The organism is Arthrobacter sp. K41 (genome assembly GCF_059089645.1).
Genome location: NZ_JBNHEW010000010.1, coordinates 1 through 22,962 on the forward strand (window position 1 = coordinate 1; position 22,962 = coordinate 22,962).

The 22,962-nt window shown below is 62.9% G+C and carries 22 protein-coding genes; 10 read left to right on the forward strand and 12 right to left on the reverse strand.

Going from position 1 to position 22,962, the window contains the following annotated elements; genetic code table 11:
- The 4 genes from AC5RTE_RS16600 to urtE all read left to right on the forward strand — a co-directional run.
- Positions 1-382, forward strand: a 382-nt coding sequence (locus tag AC5RTE_RS16600) for an ABC transporter permease subunit (RefSeq protein WP_494042479.1), incomplete at its 5' end; no start/stop codon positions are given.
- Positions 379-1,530, forward strand: a complete 1,152-nt coding sequence (gene urtC / locus AC5RTE_RS16605) for an urea ABC transporter permease subunit UrtC (protein WP_494042480.1) — start codon at positions 379-381, stop codon at positions 1,528-1,530. The genes AC5RTE_RS16600 and urtC, both read left to right, overlap by 4 nt.
- Positions 1,527-2,336, forward strand: coding sequence for an urea ABC transporter ATP-binding protein UrtD (gene urtD / locus AC5RTE_RS16610; RefSeq protein ID WP_494042481.1), 810 nt, complete (start codon positions 1,527-1,529; stop codon positions 2,334-2,336). The genes urtC and urtD overlap by 4 nt, the downstream gene beginning before the upstream one ends.
- A complete protein-coding gene (gene urtE, locus AC5RTE_RS16615) occupies positions 2,329-3,021 on the forward strand; it encodes an urea ABC transporter ATP-binding subunit UrtE (protein WP_494042482.1) in 693 nt (230 codons plus the stop codon). Before urtD ends, urtE begins: the two co-directional genes overlap by 8 nt.
- 983 nt (positions 3,022-4,004) lie before the next feature.
- Here the strand turns inward: urtE and AC5RTE_RS16620 are convergent.
- The 9 genes from AC5RTE_RS16620 to AC5RTE_RS16660 all read right to left on the reverse strand — a co-directional run bounded on the left by AC5RTE_RS16620 (position 4,005) and on the right by AC5RTE_RS16660 (position 13,906).
- Entirely contained in the window at positions 4,005-5,507 is a 1,503-nt protein-coding gene (locus AC5RTE_RS16620) for a DHA2 family efflux MFS transporter permease subunit (RefSeq protein ID WP_494042483.1), read from the reverse strand.
- A 289-nt stretch (positions 5,508-5,796) separates the two neighbouring features.
- On the reverse strand, positions 5,797-6,984 hold the full coding sequence (locus AC5RTE_RS16625) for an MFS transporter (RefSeq protein WP_494042484.1): 1,188 nt from the start codon (positions 6,982-6,984) through the stop codon (positions 5,797-5,799).
- Positions 6,985-7,066: 82 nt separating this feature from the next.
- On the reverse strand, positions 7,067-7,828 hold the full coding sequence (locus AC5RTE_RS16630) for an NADPH-dependent F420 reductase (protein WP_494042549.1): 762 nt from the start codon (positions 7,826-7,828) through the stop codon (positions 7,067-7,069).
- 113 nt (positions 7,829-7,941) lie between these two features.
- Complete coding sequence (locus tag AC5RTE_RS16635) at positions 7,942-8,475, reverse strand: flavin reductase family protein (protein ID WP_494042485.1); 534 nt, start codon at positions 8,473-8,475, stop codon at positions 7,942-7,944.
- Positions 8,472-9,815 carry an NtaA/DmoA family FMN-dependent monooxygenase gene (locus tag AC5RTE_RS16640; protein WP_494042486.1) on the reverse strand — a complete coding sequence of 448 codons (1,344 nt, stop codon included), beginning with the start codon at positions 9,813-9,815 and terminating at the stop codon, positions 8,472-8,474. The genes AC5RTE_RS16635 and AC5RTE_RS16640 overlap by 4 nt, the downstream gene beginning before the upstream one ends.
- Positions 9,816-9,869: 54 nt before the next feature.
- Positions 9,870-10,271 (reverse strand): MerR family transcriptional regulator, encoded by a 402-nt coding sequence (locus AC5RTE_RS16645; protein WP_104137551.1) that lies wholly within the window; start codon positions 10,269-10,271, stop codon positions 9,870-9,872.
- Positions 10,272-10,944: 673 nt separating this feature from the next.
- The gene (locus AC5RTE_RS16650; RefSeq protein WP_494042487.1) at positions 10,945-12,366 is read right to left on the reverse strand and encodes an MFS transporter; all 1,422 of its coding nucleotides are present in this window, start codon (positions 12,364-12,366) and stop codon (positions 10,945-10,947) included.
- A gap of 347 nt (positions 12,367-12,713) precedes the next feature.
- A complete protein-coding gene (locus AC5RTE_RS16655) occupies positions 12,714-13,262 on the reverse strand; it encodes a P-loop nucleotide/nucleoside kinase family protein (protein ID WP_494042488.1) in 549 nt (182 codons plus the stop codon).
- Positions 13,259-13,906 (reverse strand): bifunctional 4-hydroxy-2-oxoglutarate aldolase/2-dehydro-3-deoxy-phosphogluconate aldolase, encoded by a 648-nt coding sequence (locus AC5RTE_RS16660; protein WP_494042489.1) that lies wholly within the window; start codon positions 13,904-13,906, stop codon positions 13,259-13,261. The genes AC5RTE_RS16655 and AC5RTE_RS16660 overlap by 4 nt, the downstream gene beginning before the upstream one ends.
- A gap of 148 nt (positions 13,907-14,054) precedes the next feature.
- Here AC5RTE_RS16660 and AC5RTE_RS16665 point away from each other — a divergent pair, with 148 nt between their 5' ends.
- The 6 genes from AC5RTE_RS16665 to AC5RTE_RS16690 all read left to right on the forward strand — a co-directional run bounded on the left by AC5RTE_RS16665 (position 14,055) and on the right by AC5RTE_RS16690 (position 19,828).
- Positions 14,055-15,035: a Gfo/Idh/MocA family protein gene (locus tag AC5RTE_RS16665; protein WP_494042490.1), complete on the forward strand. Its 981-nt coding sequence runs from the start codon at positions 14,055-14,057 to the stop codon at positions 15,033-15,035.
- Positions 15,028-16,023 (forward strand): LacI family DNA-binding transcriptional regulator, encoded by a 996-nt coding sequence (locus tag AC5RTE_RS16670; RefSeq protein ID WP_494042491.1) that lies wholly within the window; start codon positions 15,028-15,030, stop codon positions 16,021-16,023. Before AC5RTE_RS16665 ends, AC5RTE_RS16670 begins: the two co-directional genes overlap by 8 nt.
- Complete coding sequence (locus AC5RTE_RS16675) at positions 16,020-16,604, forward strand: VOC family protein (protein WP_494042492.1); 585 nt, start codon at positions 16,020-16,022, stop codon at positions 16,602-16,604. The genes AC5RTE_RS16670 and AC5RTE_RS16675 overlap by 4 nt, the downstream gene beginning before the upstream one ends.
- On the forward strand, positions 16,604-17,506 hold the full coding sequence (locus tag AC5RTE_RS16680; RefSeq protein WP_494042493.1) for a sugar phosphate isomerase/epimerase family protein: 903 nt from the start codon (positions 16,604-16,606) through the stop codon (positions 17,504-17,506). Before AC5RTE_RS16675 ends, AC5RTE_RS16680 begins: the two co-directional genes overlap by 1 nt.
- A complete protein-coding gene (locus tag AC5RTE_RS16685) occupies positions 17,503-18,498 on the forward strand; it encodes a Gfo/Idh/MocA family protein (protein WP_494042494.1) in 996 nt (331 codons plus the stop codon). Before AC5RTE_RS16680 ends, AC5RTE_RS16685 begins: the two co-directional genes overlap by 4 nt.
- 328 nt (positions 18,499-18,826) lie before the next feature.
- Positions 18,827-19,828 (forward strand): shikimate dehydrogenase family protein, encoded by a 1,002-nt coding sequence (locus tag AC5RTE_RS16690; RefSeq protein ID WP_493974045.1) that lies wholly within the window; start codon positions 18,827-18,829, stop codon positions 19,826-19,828.
- Between the two features lie 717 nt (positions 19,829-20,545).
- Here the strand turns inward: AC5RTE_RS16690 and AC5RTE_RS16695 are convergent.
- The 3 genes from AC5RTE_RS16695 to AC5RTE_RS16705 all read right to left on the reverse strand — a co-directional run bounded on the left by AC5RTE_RS16695 (position 20,546) and on the right by AC5RTE_RS16705 (position 22,951).
- Complete coding sequence (locus AC5RTE_RS16695) at positions 20,546-20,998, reverse strand: hypothetical protein (RefSeq protein WP_494042495.1); 453 nt, start codon at positions 20,996-20,998, stop codon at positions 20,546-20,548.
- Positions 20,999-21,111: 113 nt separating this feature from the next.
- Positions 21,112-21,696: a VOC family protein gene (locus AC5RTE_RS16700; RefSeq protein WP_494042496.1), complete on the reverse strand. Its 585-nt coding sequence runs from the start codon at positions 21,694-21,696 to the stop codon at positions 21,112-21,114.
- A 295-nt stretch (positions 21,697-21,991) separates the two neighbouring features.
- Entirely contained in the window at positions 21,992-22,951 is a 960-nt protein-coding gene (locus tag AC5RTE_RS16705; protein ID WP_494042497.1) for a LysR family transcriptional regulator, read from the reverse strand.
- Between the last annotated feature and the right edge of the window lie 11 nt (positions 22,952-22,962).

Below are 22,962 nucleotides of genomic sequence, written 5' to 3' on the forward strand. Positions count from 1 at the left end.
GCGCCGCATCCGGGCTGTTGTGCTGAACCGGGACCTGGCAGAAACCAGCGGTGTCTCAACCCGGCGCAGCGACCAACTAACGTTCTTCATCGGGTCCGGCCTGGCCGGTGTAGCCGGTGTCGCTGTCACCCTCATTGGTTCAACCAGCCCCTACCTCGGCACCAACTACATCGTGGATGCCTTCCTGGTGGTCGTGGCCGGCGGCATTGGCCAAATCAAGGGGGCAGTCATCGCCGCTTTTTCCCTTGGCGTGCTGCAGTCCGTCTTCGAGTACTCAACGACGGCGAGCATCGGCAAGGTCCTGATCCTGATAGTGATCGTGGTGTTCCTTCAGCTCCGGCCGCAGGGCATCTTCAGCCTCAAGACGAGGAGCCTGGCATGAGGGGCCTTCTGCGCGGACGGTTGGGTACTGCGGCGGCGTTCGCCGCCGGTGCGGTCCTGCTCCTGGGTGTCGCACCGGTGATTCTTCCAGCGTTCAGCCTGGGACTGCTGGGAAAGTTCCTTTGCTTCGCTATCGTGGCGGTGGGCATTGGCCTGGCGTGGGGGCGCGGCGGCATGCTGACCCTTGGCCAGGGGGTGTTCTTCGGGCTGGGCGCCTACATCATGGCGATGCACATGAAGCTTGCCGACGCGTCACTCTTTGGCGGCTCCGGCGTGCCGGACTTCATGTCCCTGTACGGCAACGGCGAGGTGCCCGGCTGGTGGGAGCCGTTCCGAAGCCCGGCTGTAACTCTGCTTGCGGTGGTGCTGATCCCGGCGCTGGTGGCACTTGTCCTGGGTCTGGCGGTCTTCAAGCGCCGGGTGAAGGGTGCCTACTTCGCAATCCTGAGCCAAGCGCTGGCCGCTGCATTCGCTGTGTTCCTTATTGGTCAACAGGCCACCACTGGCGGCTCGAACGGGCTGAACGGCTTCCGGTCATTTTTCGGCTATGACCTGCAGGACCCGAGCAACAAGGTGATGTTGTACATGATTGCGGCGTCAGTGCTCCTGCTGTCCATAGCCCTCGCCCGGCAGCTGATGCACAGCAGGCTCGGCGAGCTGCTGGTTGCGGTACGGGACCAGGAGGAACGCGTCCGCTTCCTTGGCTACGATCCGGCAACCATTAAAACCGTCATCTACGTGATTGCCGCTGTCCTGGCAGGCATTGCAGGCGCACTGTTCGTCCCGCTCGTCGGAATCATCTCGCCGGCAGACGTAGGAGTGATCCCTTCCATCGCCTTCCTCATTGGTGTTGCCATCGGCGGCCGTGCCACGTTGCTGGGGCCGGTCCTCGGTGCTGTCGGTGTCGCCGCCGCCCAGTCCGGCCTGTCCTCCACCTTTCCCTCCTTTTGGGTGTATTTCCAAGGCCTGTTGTTTGTCCTGGTGGTCGGGTTCATGCCCGGCGGGCTGGCCTCATTGCCGGCGCTCCTGGGCAGGCGGCGCAGAATTCGTCCGGCTGTATTGGTGCCCGCGGCACCAACAACGCCAGCGTTTGCGGCACCATCGCCGGAAGCTGAAGGAACAGCCATCCCTGAGGAGGCCCGCAGATGACTACGCCGACCCTTCTTCCTGATGGTGAGCCCCGGGCCGGAGGGCTCCGCCGGGGCCGGCCGAAATACCTGGAAGTCCGCGACCTGTCCGTCTCCTTTGACGGATTCCTGGCCGTGGACAACGTCAGCCTCGATGTCATCCAGGGCGACCTGCGGTTCCTGATCGGCCCCAACGGCGCGGGGAAGACAACGGTGATCGACGCGATCACCGGCCTGGTACCTGCCACGGGATCAGTGAACCACACCGGGACGGAGATCCTCGGGCGCAAAGTACACCAGACCGCACGGCTGGGGGTGGGCCGCACGTTTCAGACCGCAAGCGTGTTCGAGAATCTTTCAGTACTCCAGAACCTGGACATCGCGGCCGGCGCCGGCCGCGGTGCGCTTCGGATGCTCCGTCGGCGCAGGACCGTGGATGCGGCGGTGGAAGAGGCGCTTGAAATCATCGGGCTGGAGGGATTGGCCGGAAAACAGGCGGGCATTCTCGCCCACGGACAGAAGCAATGGCTGGAGATCGGAATGCTTCTGGTGCAAAACGCGGACGTCCTCCTGCTTGACGAGCCGATTGCCGGGATGAGCCAGGACGAGCGCCTCGAAACCGGGGAGCTGTTGCGTCGAATAGCGGCCAGCCGTATCACGGTGGTGGTCGAACACGACATGGATTTCGTGCGGGAGTTCGCAACGTCCGTCACCGTGCTTGCAGCGGGCAAGGTCCTCAGCGAGGGAAGTGTTGCCCAGGTGCAGGCAGATCAAAAAGTGCAGGATGTCTACCTTGGATCCTCGCGAGTGGAGGCCACTGATGCTTGAAGTTGAAAATCTGGAGACCGGTTATGGACGTACCCAAGTCATCTCCAACGTCAGCCTGAGCGTCCCGGACGGAGCCGTTGTCTCTGTCCTGGGGCACAACGGCGCTGGCAAGACAACGCTGCTGCGCGCCGTCGTCGGGCTTCTCAAGCCGACCGCGGGACGCATCACCCTTGACGGGGAAGACATCTCGGCTCTACGCCCGCACCGCAGGGTAGACCGGGGAATGGCCTACGTGCCGCAGGGCCAGCAGTCATTCGGGCAGCTGTCCGTCATGGAGAACCTGCAGCTCGTAGCGGACGGGCGGAGGAACGGCCCCGAACGGGTGGCGGAAGCTTTGCACATGTTCCCGGCGCTCCAGACATTACTGGAACGCCGGGCAGGGCTGCTTTCGGGCGGCCAGCGGCAGCAGCTCGCCATCGCCCGGGCGCTCATCACAGACCCCCGCCTACTGATCCTTGACGAACCCACCGAGGGAATCCAGCCAAACATCGTCACCGAAATAGAAGCGACCATCGTCGAGTTGTCCCAGCGGAAAGGCATGAGCATCCTCCTCGTGGAGCAACACATCGGCTTTGCCCTGCAGGCCGCGGACAGCTACTACGTCTTGTCGGCGGGAAGGGTCTCCTCTTCAGGTCCCGGCGGTGCCGGTTCGGCCGGTACGGTTCGGGAGGCCATGCTCATCTGAGCCGCGGAGGATGCCGGTGCTGATGTCCTCATCTTCCGCCTGCACCACGCCAACGATGACAACAACCGGTGGAGTGACAAGGGCAAGAAGCTTGCCCGCTGGGACCGGCGTCAGTATGCCGGTCGGTCCGCCGCCACCCCTGGGGTGGGGTAACGGCGGCCGCGACCCGGGAGCCTCACCGCCGGAGGGCATGCGGGGCTCGCGTTTCCGAGGGCTTCCAGCGGAGCACTTGGGATACAGAAAATGCCAGAGGCCTTCGACCGCCGAACTTGAACCCGTAAACCAGAATATTTGGCGCAGCCGAAGGAGATGCATGCACGCACGGCGCCGTCCCTTTGGATGCAGACGGTGCGGAACCGGTTCTGGTGCTCCATTCAAAAGAGGCCAGGACGCCGGCGGGGCGGCATGGCGGGTTGTGCCCAGCGCGGCTGACATCCTGCCCGTGCTCTTTCGCTGCCTGCAGGACGCCCGGCATGAGACGAACGGGTTGCATTGTAGACGGGATGCTCTTCAACATCCTGTTGGTCCGGGAGGTACTCTGGCCCACCCCATCCGAAGTGTCAGGTTGGACTTTATGAGTTTCTTGAGTGCGTGTCAGAAAAGCGGCAATTACGCTTCAGTCTGACAACTTGTCGGCTGCCACCTGACGTCAGGTTGGGGTGTGGCCGAACCTGAACAAGCTCCTGGCCCATGTGCTAGTCCTTTATGAGGTCGTAGGTCACAAGCTTTCAAAGGGAGCATGAATTTGTCGTTGAGCTGTAGCGACCACTTAGCCCGTTTTGCTAACTCAGCGGCCCTCCAGAGGGGGTTCGCTTTGGGCGCTTGCGTGCCTTACGGACCCGGTTGTCGTCCTGCGGATGACCAGATGGGGGTGTTCTGATGATGGTGGCAGGTTGCCGGTTTCCTTCTATGCATCCATTGCCAGTCAATCTCGCCACTGCCAGACGCGACCGATAGCCGACAGGTCAGGTCCTGCTGGCCGTTCAGTCTTCGTCCGCGTTGCGCGTGTGTCGCGGAAGGAATGCCGCGGTCACGAGGGCGACGACTGCGATAACAGTGCCGACTGTGAATGCAGCGCGTGCACCATTTGCGATGGAGGTAGCGTCGGTGCCGTCGGCGTTCGAGCTGAGAACCGCGATGAGTACTGCCAAACCGGCCGCGCCGCCGAGCTGCTGGATAGTGTTGAGCGCGGCGCTGCCGTGCGGAGCGAGAGCACTAGGAAGCGATCCCAGCGACATGGTGAAGAGAGCGACCCAGGCGAACGCTTGGCCGGCGCAGACGAACATGTAGGTTGCCAGGACCACCCACATCGAGGTGTTCTCGGTGAAGGTCGTCATGAACCACCAGCCGGCACTGACAACGATGGCTCCCGGGATAGCAAGCCCCCGGGCTCCGATGCGGTCGTAGTAGCGGCCGACGAGGAGGGACACGATCCCAATCGTCGCGCCGCCGGGCACCATGAGCAGCCCGGTCTCCAATGAACCGAGTCCGAGGGATTCCTGCAGGATGAGGGGGAGCAGGGTGGCGAGACTGAAGGCGCCCATCACCAGGAACGAAAAGACGATAACGGGTCGTGCGAACCCGGCATGCATGAAGATCCGCATGTCCAGAACGGCCGCGTCACGGCGCTGCAATCGGAGCTGACGCAACACGAATGCTGCGATTCCCGCCACGCCCAGCGGGATCGCGATCCAGAACGCTGTTGAGAAGTGACCGCCGCTGGATTCGCCGGCACTCGCTAGTCCGTACACCAACGCGCCGAATCCGATCGCGGAGAGCACCAGCGACAGCGTGTCGAATCCGATTCGCCGCGGCGTAGTGAGGTTCGGCATCTTGATTGCCCCGATGAGGAGGCCGAGGACCGACAGAGGCAAGATGATGATGAACAGCCACCGCCAGGTCAGCTGCGACATCACGAGGCCGGAGAAGGCGGGACCGAGGGCGGGTGCGACGGCAGACACCGCCGTGACTAACGCCATCATCTGTCCACGACGAGACGGCGCAACGAGACCCATCGACGTCGTCATCAGCAGCGGGACCAACACCGCCGTACCGAGGGCCTGCACAATCCGGCCGGTGAGCAGCAGCGCGAAGCCGGGGGCAACTGCCGCGATCAGGGTGCCGAGGGTGAACAGACCGACGCTGACAATGAAGATTGTCCGGAGCTGGAACCGCTGCATGATGTACCCGGTGGTCGGGATGATCACCGCGAGGGTGAGGGCGTAGCCGGTGGTGAGCCACTGCCCGGTCGTAGCCGTGATGTTCAGGTCGTCCATGATCTGTGGCAGCGCCACCCCGACCACCATCTCGGACAGGAACGCCACGAACGCCGAGAAGACCAGGACGGAGATCGTCAGGACCTCTCCCGGAGACAATCGTTTCGTTGGTGCCGAGTTGGTCGTGTTCGGGCCGGTAACCGCTCCCTGGGGATCGGCGATGATGCCGGCCGGCCCTGTTGCAGGGGCGAGATGCGTGTCACTACTCATAAGCTGTTGACTCCAAGGTGCTCGTAGGATTCATCGGTTCGGGTCGGAATCCACAGGATTACCGCCTGGACAAAGCACCGCTCCATCGGAGAGCTTGTCGGTATTTCAGTCTCCACATTCACACTAATGTGAAGGTCAAATCGGCTCAGCGCCAACCTTTCGTTGGGTCGTCGTCTTGGCGGGAAATCTCCGGTGCCTGGTGTGCGGCGGGGCGTAACCAGCGGAGAGAAGTTCGGTCGGCCAGTCATCCTGTTTTAGGCGAGCGTTTGGGGTTTGACTGCCACCAGGATCAGGCCGCCGAGCACGGAGGCGAGGCCGCCGAGGACAGGGCGGTCTGTACGCCGGCACCGTCGACGAGGAGCCCGCCGAGGAACGCGCCGAGGGCGACCGCGACCTGGAACACACCTGTCTGGAGTCCGCCGATGCTTTCCAGGCGGCTCGGTTCGGCTCGCGCGAGCCAGGTCGAGATGACTGTGGGCAGAGCACCGAAGCCGGCTCCCCAGAGCGCGGCTGCGACGAAGAGCAGAACGGTGCTGCTGCCCATGTACACGAAGGCGATCATCGCCAGGCCGAGGACGAGCGGGAAGACCAGTGTCGCGATGCGCAGCGTGCGGTCGGCGAGAGGTCCGGCGATCAGATTGCCGCCCACAATGCCCAGGCCGTACACCAGCAACAGGACAGCGAGCTGCTCGGGATCGAGTCCGCCGACCTCGGCAGCTGCAGGACGGATGTAGGTGAAGCCGGCGAAGTGACCGGCACCCATCAAAGCCATGGTGAACAGGCAGAGCAGAACCATGCGGGAGCGCAGTGTCTGTACCAGGGGCCGGAATCCGCTCGAGGGGCCGGTCACCATCGAAGGCAGGGCGAAGAATTGCATGACCATGGCGATGATGCCAACGCCCGCGGCCAGAGCGAACACCGCACGCCAACCCCAGATCTCACCGAGCAACGTGCCGAGCGGGACGGCTGCGACGGTAGCCAGGGTCACGCCCACGTTCACGATCGTCAAACCCAGACCGAGTTTCGATGCCGGAACCAGGCGCGCTGTGATGGAGATCGCCAGCGCCCAGAAACCACCGATCGCGATGCCGAGCAGGACGCGGGCGGCCTGAAGGATCGGGTAGGTCGGCGCGATCGCCACCAGCACATCGGATACGACGGCCAGCGCCGAGAGGATGATCATCAGGTGCCGGCGGTCCATACGCGAGAGCACGACAGGGATGGTGATGCCGGAAATGGCTGCGACGATGGCGGTGATGGCGACGGATTGACCGGCCACACCCTCTGTCACTCCCAGATCCGCGGCAACCCGGGAGAGCAGGCTTGCCGGCAGGAATTCGGCCATCACGAGGGCGAATACGCCCACACTCAGTGAGGCCACGCCCGCCCATGATGGTTTCTGCGTCGGGCCTGCACTGTCGGACCGTGATCCGTTAGCGCCGGTCTCTTGTGTTGCTGTTGCTTCGTGAGAAGTCATTCGGTATTCATCCTGGCTTGCGTGTGAGCGCGCATCAGTAGGTGCGCGTTGGTACGTGGGGGGGAGTTGTGGGGTCGTAGCGTCAGCTGTAGCAGGCACGGTTGATGGCGACGAGGAACTTGCCGTCCGGGCTGCCGCCGGCATCGATGTACCCGCCGATGGCGTCCATGGCCAGATCCCGTCGCTGGGGGACGCGCTCCTTCTGGGCGGCTGCCAGGAAGGCCGGCATCTCTTCCCGTCTACGGTCCGTGCAGTAGACGGGGGCGCCGGGCTGCTGGCACCAGGACTCGGCGAGGACGCCGGCGTCGACAGCGTCGAAGCCGGTCTGTTCGACCAGTGACATCGCGAGGTTCCGGTGGTCGTCGTGATCGGATGCCACCGGGATGGCGACTCGGCCTGCAGTGCCGGCATCGGTGGCCTTGGCATCGAAGGACTGGGATGTGATGGCGTTCCAGGCTTTGGTGACGGGGCGGCCGAACAGTTCGGACAGCCAGATGCTTTCGGGTTGCCCGTCGACGAAGGCGGGGACGATGCCGTCGCGGGCCGGATAGTAGTTGGACGTGTCGATGACGACGGCGGTCTCGGGTGCGCGCCGGACGTGGGTTGCGATGTCCTCGTTGCGGTTCATCGGGACCGACACGATGAGGACATCGACATCAGTGGCCGCTTCGGAAGCCGTGACGGCTCGCGCGCCGGTGCTCAAGGCTGCGGCAGCGATCGTCTCCGGGCCGCGTGAGTTCGCGATCGATACGTCGTGTCCGTGACGGCTGAGGCGCCGGGCGATGGTCGAGCCGATCGAGCCCGCGCCGATGATACCGATCTTCATGTGTCTCCCTAGTGCAATGTCTGTCCTCTCATCATCAACATTGCCACTAGTGTGAAGGTCAAATCGGAGGTGTCATATACCGGACGAGGACGAAGGTAAGCGACCCACCGATACAACGACCTACACACGCATCAGGCAGGGTCGAGCTCGCGGAGGGCCCGGTATTGGCCTTGGAAGTACACCAGGGGATCAGGGTGTTCTTTAGGAGATGTTCCTAGTTCGATAACGCGTCCGAGCACGATGAGATGGTCGCCGGCGTCGTGCTCGGCCCAGATTGTGCAGTCGAGCCAGGCCAGGCTTTCATCCAGGACCGGGTTGCCCTGTGTTGTGGGGCTCCATCGGATGTTGGCCCATTTGTCCGTGCCTCGTCGGGCGAACTGGTTGGATACTGCTTCCTGGTCGCGCGAGAGGATGTTGACCGTGAAGGTTCCGGCGTCGCGGATCCTCGGGTAGGTGGTGGAGGTTTTCATGACGCTGAAGGACACGACCGGCGGGTCGACGGAGACACTGTAGAACGACTGGCAGGTGAACCCGATCGGCCCCTGGTCATCGTGACCGGTGATGATCGTGATGCCCGACGCGTAACGTCCCACGGTGCCACGGAAGAGACCCTGGTCAATGATGTGGCTCTGATTGTGGCTGGGGTTGTCGGTGGTTGTCGTCATTCGGCGTTATCCGCGAGTCGAGTGTCCAGGCCGTACTGGGCGGGGGCGCCGAGGTGATCACGGAGGGTGGTGCCTTCGTAGTCGTCGTGGAAGAGACCGCGCTCCTGCAGCAGGGGAACAACCTGGTCGACGAAGGTGTCGATACCGTCCTCGTAGACGTCGATGGACACCCAGAAGCCGTCGCAGGCGCCTGCCTCGAACCATTCCTGCATGTGGTCCGCGGTGACGGATGCCGGACCGACGGGGGTGGGGTGGTAGTCGATGACCCCGTGGGCGAGGATATCGCGGAGGGTCCATCCTTCGCGGGCGACCTCCAGTGCCCGTGGGGAGCGGGGATCGAAAGGGCTGGGTCGGGCTGCTGCCAGCTGGGCGGGCCTGAGTGGCTCGTCGATCTGGCTCGCATCGAGAGTCAGTCCCAGCATGGAGCCGAGATAGGGGACGAGGGCGGGGGCGGCTTGGTCGCCGAGGGCTACGCGGCGGTCCAGTGCCGCGCGTTTGGTGGCGGCGATGGCTGGCATCACTCCGGCGATGAATTTCACCTCGTCAGGGTTGCGTCCGGCCCTGCGCGCTGCATCCCGGACGGCTTCGCGCTGGGCGCGCGCGTCCTCGATGGTGAATACTGCGCCGATGACGGCGCTGGCGTACCGACCGGCGATCTCGAGGCCGTTCGCGCCTCCGCCGGCTGAGAAGACCACAGGTTGGCCCTGCTCCGACGGCGGTATGGGCAGCGGACCGCGAGACGCGACATATTTGCCCTGCAGGTTGATGGCCTCGATCTTCTCCGGATCGATGAACCGGGCGTTCGTCGTGTCCCTGATCCAGGCATCCTGCTGCCAGCTACCCCAGAGAGCTTGTGTGATCTGGATGGTCTCGTGCGCCCGCTGGTAACGCTGCGGCCGGGCCGCGATCTCCTGCCCGAAGTTCGCGGCGGACGCAGGGTCGCTGGTCGTCACAGCGTTCCACCCGGCCCGGCCATGACTCATCACATCCAGGGCCTTGAACTGGCGAGCGAGGTTGTAGGGCTCGTTGAAGGTCGTCGAACCGGTCGCTACCAGACCGATGCGCTCGGTCGCGCGGGCTATGGCTGCCAGGGTCAGCATGGGTTCCAGGGTGAGCATCGGCGCCTCCTGCACGCCATCTGCTTTATAGGCCAGGAAGTCAGGCAGGAACAGGAACGCGAACTTGCCCCGTTCGGCGGCCTGGGCGTAGCGCACCTGCGCGTCGAAGTCGGCGTAATTGGCCGGGTCCACGCCCGCGGCGCGCCAGGCCGACCCGTGGGCGCCGTACCCATTACCGAGCTGCAGGCCGAGGATTAGTTTTGAAGAGGAGGAGGAGGTCATCTACCCATCGTGCAACCTTCTCACTAGTGGGAAGGTCAAATCGTGCGCCCGCTGCTACGCCGGCTGGCGTTCGGTGACGATGCTGCTCTTGCTGCCGGCGGCGGCCTCCAGGGCCTGGACGTAGCGGGTGATGGCATCCCGGTTCTGCGAAAGGACGTCGATCTTGTGCGTCATCCGGTCCCGCTCCTGCCGCAGAATTTCCAGGAGTTCCGGGTCAGCGTCGTCGACGACGACGGTCTGCGGCTGGTTCAGGCACGGCAGGATGTTGCCGATGATCCTGGTCGGGATACCCGAGTCGATGAGCCCGCGGATTTTCGCCACGCGGTCAACAAGGTATTCGTCATACTCCCGGTAACCGTTGTCGAGGCGGCGCGGTGTCACCAGGCCCTGCTCCTCGTAGTAACGGAGCATCCGAGCCGGCACTCCGGACCTTTGTTCCAATTCACCTATACGCATGCCCGCTCCTTCGATCGTGACCAGATCTGCACCAACCTTCACACTAGTGGAAGGCTAACAGGGTGAGCTACCCGGATCGGAGTCGGAAGCAGTATCTGCGTCCAGCGATGAGCCTTTACAGCTAACCGCGTATTCGAGTGATTCCAGCGGTGGTACCGAGTTGTCCGCGGACCCGCTGGTAGATTTCGCCGAACGTCGTCTGGTGACCGGCGTCGGTAAGTTCGGCCCATCTATCCGTCGAAGGCGGCGCGGACTGCTATCCCAGCGAATTCGGTCACGAGGCGTGCTTCCTCGGGCTCACCTCGCCCTCAAAAGCGTTTCCGTCAACCCGGCGAGGCTCGGACAAGCTGCGCTCGGCGACCCTGTTCCGTCCACAGTTGGGGGCAATTCGGGTTATCCACAGCTGGATATTGGGAGCCCCTGGATTAGCTCCCAGAGCAGCAGTAGCGGTGGATAACCCATCAGAATCGTCCCTGACTGTGGGCGGCGTCGGACCTTAAAGCCTCGCAGTGGACCACTTTACGTTCCTATTTCTGGGGCCCGAGCCTATGCTCTTGTGCGAGGTTGGGGTGTGCTTCATCTTGGAGTCGGCCACGGCCGGGAAGGGGAAAGCCCTCGACCGGAGCGGGTCGAGGGCTTTCCTCATGTGCAGTGTTGCGGAGGAGATGTAGGTCTACGGCTTGGAATTCTTCGTCTGGGTCCCGCCGCGTGGAGCATCGAAGAGCAGGTGCTCTCCTTCCAGCACTTCGGGGTCTGCCGGTGCGACGGTGGCACGCGGGCCCTTGCTGCCGGTCTCGGGGAGCGTGAAGTAGACGATGAGGGAGAGGGTGACAATGGCGATCATGTAGTACGCAACGAACATGGGCTGTCCGGCGCCGACGAATGCAGCGGCGATAAGTGGTGCGGTGCCACCGAAGACGGCGATGACGATCTGGTGCGCGAAACCGATGCCTGCTACCCGGACTGAGGCCGGAAAGAGCTCTGCCTGGATTGTCGGGTAAACGGCCTGCCAAATACCGAGAACTACCCACCCGGATGCCGAAACCAGAACGTATACCCAGAAGCCTGGCTGGTTCAGCAGCAGGAGCAGTGGGTAGAAGAGTACGATCATGCCGATGGCGCCGATGATGGGGAAGATCTTGCGGCGGCCGAGGCGGTCCGAAAGGTATCCACAGACCGGCACGATGACCACGAGCAAGGCCAGCCCGATAACGCTCCCGGCCAGGGTGGAGGACAGGTCCCGGCCCGTGGTCAGCTTGGCGTAGGTGGGGAGGAACGTGGCCCAGGTGTAGTAGGCCACGGCCGGGGCAGAGAGTGCCGCTGCCTGGAGCAGGGCCTTCGGGTGTTCGCGGAGCAGGTCCTTCAGGCGCGCCCAGGCGGACTTTTGATCGACGAGGGCAGCTGCCTCAAACTCAGGGGTCTCATCCGAGCGGGCCCGCAGGATGAGACCGGCGACGCCGAGGACGCCGCCCACAACGAAGGGGATGCGCCACCCCCAGGCTGCGAGTTCGGCGGGAGCAAAGGATGATGTCACGATTGCGGCCGAACCGGTCGCGGCGAGGGTCGCGAGGCCGCTTGCCATGTTGGAGAACGAGCCGAACAGGCCTCTCCGGTTCGCGGGAGCGTGTTCGACCATGAACGCGATGGCGCTCTGCTGCTCGGTGCCGGCCGAGATTCCCTGGAGGATGCGTGCAACCAGAAAGAGAACAGGTGCTGCGTAGCCGATCGTCGCGAATGAAGGGGTGAGGCCGATGATCAGAGAGCCGAGCGCCATCCCGGAGATGGACAGCGTCAGGATGAGCCGGCGGCCGTAGCGGTCGGCCAGCGGCGAAATGATAATTCCGCTGAGCGGGCGTACAACGAAACCGACCGCGTAGGTGAGCAGCGCTGCGACAAGGGACGCGAACGGGTTCTCGCTTGGGAATATCTGTCCCGCGAACACCGCTGCCAGCAACCCGTAGATGTACCAGTCGTACCACTCCACAAAGTGGCCGATCGTGCCTGCCACCATGTTGACGGAGCGCCGGGGCGGCTCCGGCACTTCCGGAAATTCAGAAGGGCCCGAGCTGTCGAGCGCATCTTTTGAGGTCTTCATTGAACTCTCCATACTTTCACGTTTGCTGAGGAGGGGTTAGGGATTGAACCAGAGGCAATCAGTCCTCCGGCTTTTCACCGGAGCCAATAAGATCGATTGCTGAGATCGGTTGCAGAGATCGGTTGCAACAAACACTACGGGCGACAAACAAGGCTTGTCAACGTTTTTTGTGAGCCACGTCGCAGCTTCTGGCTTTGCCGTCTCTAAGGGAGGGCACACGCTTTGTCCTCGGGAGGCAGACGCGCGGCCTCGGCCGGATTAGGAGTGGTGTGGCCCGTTCATGCTGCGGGCTGCAAGAGCGGCTGGCGTAGAACTGGCCGAACCGGGCCGGTCTGCTGGTTCAGCCATCACCCCTCCGCCGGAAGGGGTGTCTCGTTGTTGTAGTCCACGAACCGGGCTCCCGACCACGCGCATTCCAAGCTCCCGTAGACGGACCAGTATTCCTCCCAGTGGGAAAGTTTCCACTGGTCCCGTTCCAGGCCGCGGCGGGCAATCCGGTCCCGCAGAAGGTCCTGGGGGACCCTCACCCGCACTACCGTGGTCACAGACGGTGGCCAGTTGAACTTTTCTGCCGCACGCGTCAGGAAGTCCGGTTCGTCGAAGTAGGCTCCGAAAGGGGCATCGAGCACGACGGACCGGTCCAGGCGCAGGTTGGCCCCGGCCACGTCCATGAGTGTTTCGTACTCGAGGGGCAGGAGGTTGTCGCGATAGTAGTCGTTGGACTCCCGGTCGGTGGGGTCGTGTCCGGTCGCCTTCAGCGCGAACTCGACGAAGCGTCCGCATACCCGGTCCTTGTCCAGGTATGCCGCGTTATGTTCTTTTGCTGTTTTTTGCGCGACCGTCGTTTTCCCTGAGCCGGCCGGGCCAATAACAATATAGACGCTGGGGACTGTCATCGGCGGGCCTCTGCCACTGCTGACAGGAACTCCTCGGCGGCTTTGGTGACGCGGGTAAAGTCGCCATCGGGCTGCCATGCTTTGGTCACGTAGCTGCCGACGCCGACACCTGCCACGCCCGCCGCGAACCATTCGCCTACGTTCTCTACGGTTACCCCGCCTGCCGGCATGATAGGCAGATGGGCAAGCGGGGCGAGCACGGACTTGGCATAGGGGATGCCGCCAGCCTCGGTGGGGAAGAGCTTGAGGATGTCAGCGCCCGCCTCGGCGGAGTTAACAAGCTCAGTCGGCGTGTAGGCCCCGCTGATGGTGGGTATCTGGTGCCGGTTTGCTGTCCGGATCATTGCCGGGTTCAGCTGGGGACTGACGAGGAACTCAGCCCCGGCGCGGATGCACTCGTAGGCCGAGTGCTCGTCCAGCACCGTTCCAGCTCCGATCGCTACGCCATTCGAGCTATGCCTAACCGAAAGCCGGCGGATTACATCGACGGCTCCAGGGATCGAGAGCGTGATTTCAAGGGCACGGAAGCCTCCGGCGATGGCAGCTTCGGCAACACGTTCTGCGACCTCAGCGTTCTCGAGGCGGACGATGAGGACGGCGCCTGATGCGTCGATGGTCTGCAGGGTGCGAAGTTTCTTGTACATGGCTGGCCTTTCTCGGGGCCCAGGCGGGACGATGCTCCTTGTTACCTGGGCCACTGTTGAAGTGTCGTTGACAAACTCTCCCACCATCCATACTGTTATTGCAACCGATCTCAGCAATCGATCTCATACTTAGCAAAGGGGCTGGCAGATGAGTGGTCCACGCACGATCATTCTTGGTGCTTCCCATTGGCACGTTCCGCTGTACGTCCAAGCGATTGCCGAAGTGCATCAGGTTGTCGGTGTCAGTGACGAGGACGTGTCCCTCGTCCGGGGGCTTGCCGATGGCTGGGGAGCTCCGGTGGAAGCTGACTGGCGGAAGCTGGTTGACCTTCCCGATATTGGGCTGGCCTACGTTTTTGGCCCCCATTATGGGATGGCCGAGAAGTGTCATGCCCTGATCGAGCGTGGGATTCCGTTTGTGGTGGAAAAGCCGCTGGGAACGTCCCTTGCCGAACTTACTGCGGTGCGCAAAGCCGCCGATGCAGCCGGTGTGCCCGCTACCGTCCCGCTGATCCAGCGGGGCGGTCCCGCCGATCGGTGGCTCGCCAAGGCTGGCAGGCCAACGTATCAGCGAATCTCTTTTATTGCCGGACCGCCCTCCCGCTATGTCGATAACGGCAATGCGTGGATGCTGGATCCGGCCAAGGCGGGCGGAGGGTGCCTGGCGAACCTGGGTCCACACTTCGTGGACCTGTTCCTGCAGGGCTGTGACGAGACCTCGGTTCGTGTGCAGGCCCGGCTTTCGTCAACGTTGCACGGGGGAGATGTGGAGGACCACGCCAGTCTCATCCTCACTACGCCCGAGGGACGGGAAGCCATCGTGGAGGTTGGCTACGCATTCCCGGGTTCGCCGTTGAAGCGTTACTGCAGTTATACGTCTGTTGGTGAGGCAGGATACGCCTCGGTTAACTCTGATGGTTCTGCTACTTTCACCGCAGCCGATGGGACCACGGAGAGCGCCAGGATCGACGTGGACAGCGACCCTCTCTACGATCCGTTCGTGCGGCGGGTCGCCCAGACGCTGGAAGATGGATTCCAGGGCTTGCCTACACTGGCCCAGATCGAAGACGTCATGCGCCCCATTTGGCAGGCCTATGACGACCAGCACGGAGGAAGAGAACATGCCTGATCTGAGTATCGACGTCGTTGCGAAGGCCGCCGGTGTCCACCGGTCCACGGTCTCCCGGGCATTCTCCCGCCCGGAAGCGGTGAAAATTGAAACCCGCGAGCACATCCTCCGGGTCGCTGAGGGGCTGGGCTACACAATGAGTCCACTCGCCCAGGCGCTTCGCCGAAAGACCAGCACCTTCATCCCGCTGATCGTCCCTGACATCACCAACCCGTTCTTTGCAGAACTTGCCAAGACGATGACGCAGGCGGCGGACGAGCGCGGCTACCAGCTGCTGCTCTGCGTCACCAATGGTGACCCTGCCAAGACCGACGGGTACTTCACCGCCATGCAGGCCATGTATGCCCCCTTCGGTATCGTCGCCCCCTCCACGAAGGTCGATACCGAGGCGCTGAAACGCTTCGCTTTTGGCCACAAGGTGGTGGTGATCGACCGGGTTGAAGGCGACGATGCGGTCCCAACTGTCACCGTCGACAGCCGCCGCGGAATCATGCTCGCGCTGGACCACCTGCATTCTCTGGGGCACACGTCGATCGGCTACGTTTCCGGCATCGCCGGAACGCACACCGCCCAGGACCGGATGGACGCGTATCTGGAGCTGTCCGCTGAGAGCGGCAGCGCACCTGTGGTGCTGGACAGCGGGTCAGATCTGGATGCCGGCACGCGCGGGGCCGAACATTTCCTCGAGATGGAGAATCCGCCGACCGCCATCATCGCGGCAAATGACATGGTGGCATTTGCGGTAATCTCGGCCCTCGGCCGAAGCGGCGTGCGCGTACCGGAGGACGTGTCGGTCATCGGTTTCGACGGTCTGGCTTTGGGGGCCCGGTTCAACCCTCCCCTCACGACCATCCGGCAACCCATCGCCGACATGGGACACATCGCCATAGAACTGGCCGAGAAGCAGAACATCGACGGCTCCGTGGACCACATCGTCCTCGAACCTGAACTTCTGGTCCGTGCCTCCACCTCGGGACCACGCAAATGACCGCGGAGACTAACGGCGCCCCGGCAGGAACACTGCGGCGGCTGCCGGGGCTCCAGCACACGGACCACGTCGGCCTCACCGTCCCCCACCTCGAGGAGGGTATCCGGTTCTTCGTCGACGTGCTCGGGGCCGAGGAACTGTACCGCTCAGAGCGGGGTCCCGACGAAGAATTCATGCCCACAAACTTCGAAGTCCCGGCAGATGCGAAACTCACGCTGGCCATGCTGCGCCTGCCCCCGAACCTCAATATTGAACTCTTCGAGTGGAGCAGCGCTGAGCGGCGCGAAACCCCGCCACGGCATTGCGATGCCGGCGGACACCACCTGTGCTTCGTCGTGGACGACGTCGACGAAGCGGTCGCCGTGCTCCAGGAAACACCTGGGGTGCGGGTGCTCGGTGAGCGCAAAGAAGTCGCAGGCGACAGCCCGCGCGTAGCCGGCAACCGCTGGACCTACTTCCTTACCCCCTGGGGCCTGCTGATGGAGATCGTCGACCGGTCCCGCGTCCCCTCCCCACCCCGGCTGGTCGGTCCTGCGGACTGGACAGCGGCTCCAAACACTTCCAGAAAGGACGACCAATAATGCGGCTTGCAGGTCACACACTCGGAACCCCGGACCACACGGTTCCCCAGGCACTAGCGCTCTTCAAAGCTGCCGGCCTCGACGCCGCTGAAGTCATCTACCAGGACGACTACCTGTCAGGGTTGCCTCTGGGAGACCGGCACGCCGCGATGGAGGCACTAAAGGCTGCCGACAGCGAAGGCATCCCGATCGTAGGCCTTACGCCCTACACCACAGCCATCAACGCACTCGATGACGCAGAGTGGCGCGGCGCGGTCGATGAATTCCGCGGCGCCATTGAAACCGCGCACGTGGTCGGGGCCGACCGGGTCCGCGTCTACGCCGGATCCTGGCATGCCGGAGACTCCGACCATGCCCGGCGGTGGGCAAAGCTCGTGGACGCGCTGCAAACCCTTGCACCCGAAGCTGAACAGGCAGGCGTACGGCTGTGCGTTGAGAACCACTTCGGCACAATGACCCAGTCCGCGGCCGAAACTGCAGCCCTGGTCCGCGAAGTCGCCCACCCGGCCATCCGCGTTCTGTACGATCAGGCGAACCTGACTTTCACCCACGACGAAAAGTTTGAACAGGCCCTCGCTGTCCAAGGCGACCTGATCGGCCACGTGCACGTGAAGGACCTTGTCTTCACCGATCCCAACGCAGCGTTCCGCGCAACCGAAACGGCCCGGGTTAACGCTTCCGAGCGGGCCGTACGGTCCCGCGTCGTGGGAAGCGGCGTCGTTCCCTGGCCCCAAATTCTCGCCGGGCTGGTGCAGCACGGCTACGACGACGTGCTCAGCATCGAACTTGAATACCGCTGGCACCGGCAAGACCTTCCCAAGCCCGAGGACGGATTTAGGGAATCAGCCGACGTCCTGCGCGCCATGCTCTCTGATCCCGCTCAGGTAAGGAATGCTCGATGAACACCAACCGCCTCCGCGTCGGCGTCATCGGCGCAGGAAACATCGCTACCATTGCCCAATTGCCCACACTCGTACAGCGCGATGACGTTGAGCTGGCCGCCCTGGTGTCCCGCCGTGAGGATCCGGGCAGCCTGGTCCGACGCTGGGGCTTCGGCTCCGCCTACAAGTCGGTCGAGGACATGCTGGGTGCGCAGGACCTGGACGCAGTCTTCGTCCTCACACCCCGCTCCGAGCATGCCCACGCGGTCCAACTGTGCCTGAGCCGCGACGTCGACGTCTTCTGCGAAAAGCCCCTGGCCCCGGCCACTGAGGAGGCAGAACGCCTCGCGGACTTGGCCGATGAACGCGGCCGCATCCTGATGGTCGACTTCAATCGCCGCTATGCCCCCGTCTACACCGCCGGCCGTGAGCTGTTTGGCGACAAAGGCGCTACCTTCTGCGTCGCGCAAAAGAACCGCCCGGGATCGGAATACCGCGCAACGTTCGAGAACGCCATCCATATGGTCGACCTGCTCCGCTGGTACTGCGGCGGCGAGCCCGTGGACGTGGCCGCACACGCAGCCGGTGATGACCCCTGGGAAGAAGACGGCGTCGCAGCCATGATCCGCTTCAGCACAGGCAACACCGGAGTGCTCATGGCAGCCCGGACAGCAGGTGCCTGGAGTGAAAAACTCGACGCCTACGGCGCCGGCAAGACCGTGGAAGTCAGGGCACCGGAAACGGTCTCGACCACTGTCCAGGGAGTCACCACCTCACGGGAGCTCAGCGCCGAGGCCTACGGCTGGGCCACAGCAACCGATACGCTCGGCTTCTCAGCAGCAGTCCACCACTTCCTGGACCGGGTCGCCGACAGGGCCCAGCCACTGACCTCCGGCCGCGACGCCGTTCACACCCAGCGGCTGCTTGACCGGATCCTCGCCGCCTCCGGACTGCCGACAGAAGAACAAGAAGGCCGGCAATGGGCAAGCCACGCCACCAGCGGCAACAGCTAATCAGCACGGGCACGCGCCACTCTGGACCGGGGATGGCAGAGAACCCGGGCTTCACCAGTGCAGCAGCAGGTCAGGACACGGAGCGACACCACTGAAGCAGCCGCGCCCGGAGCCATGGCACACCCTTTGGGAAACACCTCAAGTAAGGACCTAGAAAGATGAAACGAGCAGACCGAGTCGTTCTGGTGACCGGATCAAGCGGCGGAATCGGCGATGCCGTCGTCAGCGCACCCACAGCCGAAGGGGCCCTCGTCATAGGTGCCGACCGTGGCCCGAAGGAGGGCCAGGAACTGGCCGGCTTCTTGTCATCGAAGTCGTCCAGGTCCGCGTGGCTCCCGATATCTTGCAGGACAGGCTGCGCAAGCGAGGCCTCGAGCGCGACCCTGTCAAGCTCGCACAGTGGGACGAGTACTGGGCTGAGCACGGCGACCAACTCTGCTCCTGGACAGATGTTCCAGTGACGGAGCTGGGTGCACCGCGCAAACGGGCGAACCCGATGATCAGCGGAACGACGACGCTCATCGCGCACCTGGGATATCCCACCCACACGTTCAAGTCGTCTCTGATCTGCAACCCATGGTTTGAAACGCACGCGATCGATGCAGTCGTCGTCCCCATGGGGATCAAACCGGAGGACTACCCCGACTTCTTCCGCTCCGTCTTCACGCTAACCAACATCCGAGGTGCGCTTGTCACCATGCCGCACAAGGTGGTCACCATGAACCTCGTTGACGAGGTCAGCCCAACTGCCCAGATCGCCGGTGCCACCAATGCCGTCCTCAGGCGAGATGACGGATCACTGCTGGCCGAGCAGTTCGACGGAGCAGGCTTCGTCCGCGGCGCCCTGCGCAAAGGATTCGACCCTCACGGCAAGCGGGCCCTGGTCGTCGGCAACGGCGGCGTGGGCTCGCCGATCGCCGCCTCACTGGCCGGCCTCGGACTTGCCGGCATCGGCTTGTTCGACCCCGATACAGGTGCCTCCGACGCGCTCGCCCAGCGCATCAGCGCGCACTACCCTGACGTGCAGATCGCCATGGGGTCAAAAGATCCGGAGGGCTACGACCTGATCGTCAACGCCACCCCGCTCGGCATGAGGGACGGTGACCCCATGCCTGTCGACATCGACCGGATCACGCCCGGCTCGTATGTCGGGGACGTCGTGCTGAAGGCCGGAATGACCCCATTCCTGCAGGCCGCCAAGCAGAAGGGATGCACAGTTCAGGTGGGCAGCGACATGCTGTTCGAGATGATCCCCGCTTACCTCGAGTTCTTCGGATTCGGCACTGCGACAGCCGAAGAACTGCGCACAACAGCGCAACTGCCCTTATGAAGAAAGGCCTCCGTGACGATGAGGTGGTTGTGAGTCGACCCAAGGCATCCCTCAACCGATAAAGATCCTTTGCGGCAAGACCGCTCGAAGCCGGCCTCGGGTGGCCACCCCGATAGTGGTGGCTTACTCGGTTCGGGCGGTCGTCCTGATTTGCATTGCTCGGAGAGGGCACGCGCCGCTCTCACGCGCTGGTATCAGAATAGAGCGAAATTCCGCTTCCCTGACAGTGGCTCCATGATGTTCTCAGAATCCACCCTGACAGTCGCCGGAAGTTCGAAAACACGGAAAGCCCATGGAGTTGCACATCTTATGAAGTCCATTTCGGGCAGTGGGCGGCCATGTCACCTGATGTAACTGGTCGGACGTCGGAGAACAACCCAGAGCTCCACCCCACAGGCCGAGTCCTCCCACGTCAGGCCGCTCCGACGTTAGGTCTGGTTGTACTCCAATTTGATGGGGTTCCGGGACGATACCCGTCCCCCGCGCCTTGGCTTGCGCCAGCCAGGAATATGAGGAGTTGCAGCGCGCCTCTGTCGCCAGGCTGCTGGCGGCGCTTTCAAACCTGCTGACCGAGCACTGGGTGGCGACGGGTCGGCTGTCCTCGGTCCCTGGCGCTAGGGGAGCGTTCTAAGCTGCGAACTATAAAACGCCGCAAGCCGGGAGTGCGGGACATCATTGACGAGTCTCGCACTACCGGCCCCGTGAAGCTTTTTCGGTTTAGGAAGTCTCTGCGGGATGAAGCGGAGTCGCTTCACGGCCCACAAGCCGCCAACCAAGGGGAGTCTGGCGGCTCACGTGTTCGGTCTGGTAGATGCCTTGTACCTGGTACCCGGTGTCCCCGCGCGTGTACAACAGCAGCGTTCCCACCAGCACGATGTCACCGTTCTCGGCGCGGTAAGCGCTGTCGTTGGTTATGACGTGTGCGGTGTGTCTGTCCTTCTTCGACTCTCGAGCTGCAAGAAATTCCTGAATCTCATTTTGATTGTGTATTTTCCCGTGTAGTGAGAAGACGGCGTCATCGCCGACTACCTCCATGCCGTGTGTCGCTTTGCCGCTGTCAATCGCAGAGTAGAAGCGGTGCACGAGTTCCCTGCACGAGCTGGATTCTTCGGGGTTCGCCGTCTGGCGGGTAGAAAGCTGTTGAACTCTTGCCAGCGTTGAGTCGTTCACGGTGTGTCCTAGTCTTGGGCGGTATGGGAGTCCGATATCCAACGGAATGTGCGTCAAGGATCAGACCGGACCGTAAGTCTTTCAAAACGGACCCCGTCTGGGGAGACACAGTCTTAAGGGTTGATTGGATCATCAAAGCGGCGCATAAGAGTCTCTTCCGGTTCGCCGGCTTCGTAGCGTGCAATCATCTCGGCAGGGTCAAACTCGGTACCAATCGGGTCGTTCGCGTAAACCGGGCCCTGCATCCACTCGGTTGCTTCTTCAGCCGTTTTGAAAACATCCACTTGCAGTTCGAAGTCGTTTCCATCCGGGTCCTTGTAGTAGAAGGACACGGTCGGCCCATGCAAGATCGAGCGCCAAGGCGTGATTCCGGAGTCCAGGAGCCTGCGGTATGTCGCAAGGAGGGTACCAAGGTCCGGGTAGGTAAACGCGGCGTGATAGAAACCGACGGTGACTTTTTCGGGCCGCGGCTCAAAATCTTGAGTTGCGACGAGGGCGATGCGGTGGTGTTCGTCGTCGTAAGTGAGGAAGGCAAGGCGTTCGTTTCCGAACACAACGTAGGCTCCAAAGACTGTGCTGTGCCATTCGATCATGCGATCGAGCTGGTTGGTGCGGAAAACAATGTGGGCGAGGCTCTCAGGCGAAATGCGGCCCTCCAACGACGGAAGTTCGCGCTTGGCTTGTGCAGTTTTCTCCATGGCATTTCTCCTATGGCTGGGTCTTTACTGAATCATTGGACTGGAGCAAGCTCCGCGAGGGGGCGCACTGCCAGCGCGCCGCTTTGTCTGGATATCGAATGACATTGACCGCAAAATCTAAGCGGCACTCGTCCTGCCCCGCTGTATTTCTACAAAGCAAAGTGGGCGCGGAGCGTCCTGCATCCTTCATTGTTTTCAACCGTGACGCTCGCCTAAGAACTTCGCTTTGCAAACGACGTCGGACGGGAGGACACCCCTTTGCTATCGTTAGCATGCCTCGGGGAGGGCCTGCGCGTCAAGCCTCCCGGGAAATCCCGGCACGAGGACCGGGCTGTTGAACGCGACCGTCCCGGTCCGCTGCCACCTGTCGCAGGCCCTCCACGACAGCAGCGCCACGTGGCGTAAGGGGGGTAGTTTCATTCCATGCCGCCACTACCCGGAACTTCGGGGTTTCGCCGCTGATTGCCCTGCTCGCAAGTGGCAGCCCGTCAACTGATAGGTCAGCTGGCCAGTGCTGAACGACCACGGTGTACCCGAGGCCGTGAGCGACCATCGAGCGGACCACTTCGATGCTGGGAGAGCGGTAGAAGATATCTGCCTCCATGCCGCGGTCACGGAGGAGTTTGAGGTTGTTGGAAGGTGTGGGTTCGAGAGAGAAAAGGATGAGGCGTTCGTCGCGGAGGTCTCGTAGGTCAACCTCATGCTGTTGCGCGAGCGGGTGATCGGCCGGAAGCAGAACCTGGGGGTGCCCGGAAACGATAGTGCTGTGAGCGATGCCTGGGCCAAGGTCGGTGTCATAGGTCAGCGCCAGTTCGCAGGTGCCGTCCATCAAGGCGCGTCGGAGGTCCACTTGTGAGCCCTCCATGACATCCAGGCTAACCGCAGGGTGAAGCGTGGCGAATGAGGCCAGGAGCGGGGGCAGGTAAAAGGGCGCGAGGGTACTGAAACAGCCAAGTGAAACCTGTCCCCTGATCTTGTATTCGGGTGACCGGGCGCTGGCAAACAGATCATCCACTGCAGATAGGACCCGCCTTGCATCGCGGACGACGTCTTCCCCGGCGCTCGTTAGCGAGACCCCTTGGCCGGGCCGTCGTAGCAGGACCTGGGCTCCAAGCCGGCGTTCGAGGTCGTTTATTCCTAAGGAAATAGTGGCTTGGGAGACGTGAGTAAGTTCCGCTGCGGCCGTCATGGATCCTTGCTCGGCCACTGCCACCAGGTAAGCGAGTTGGCGCAATGAGATGTTCGGGGTAGCCATAAGAACCTTCT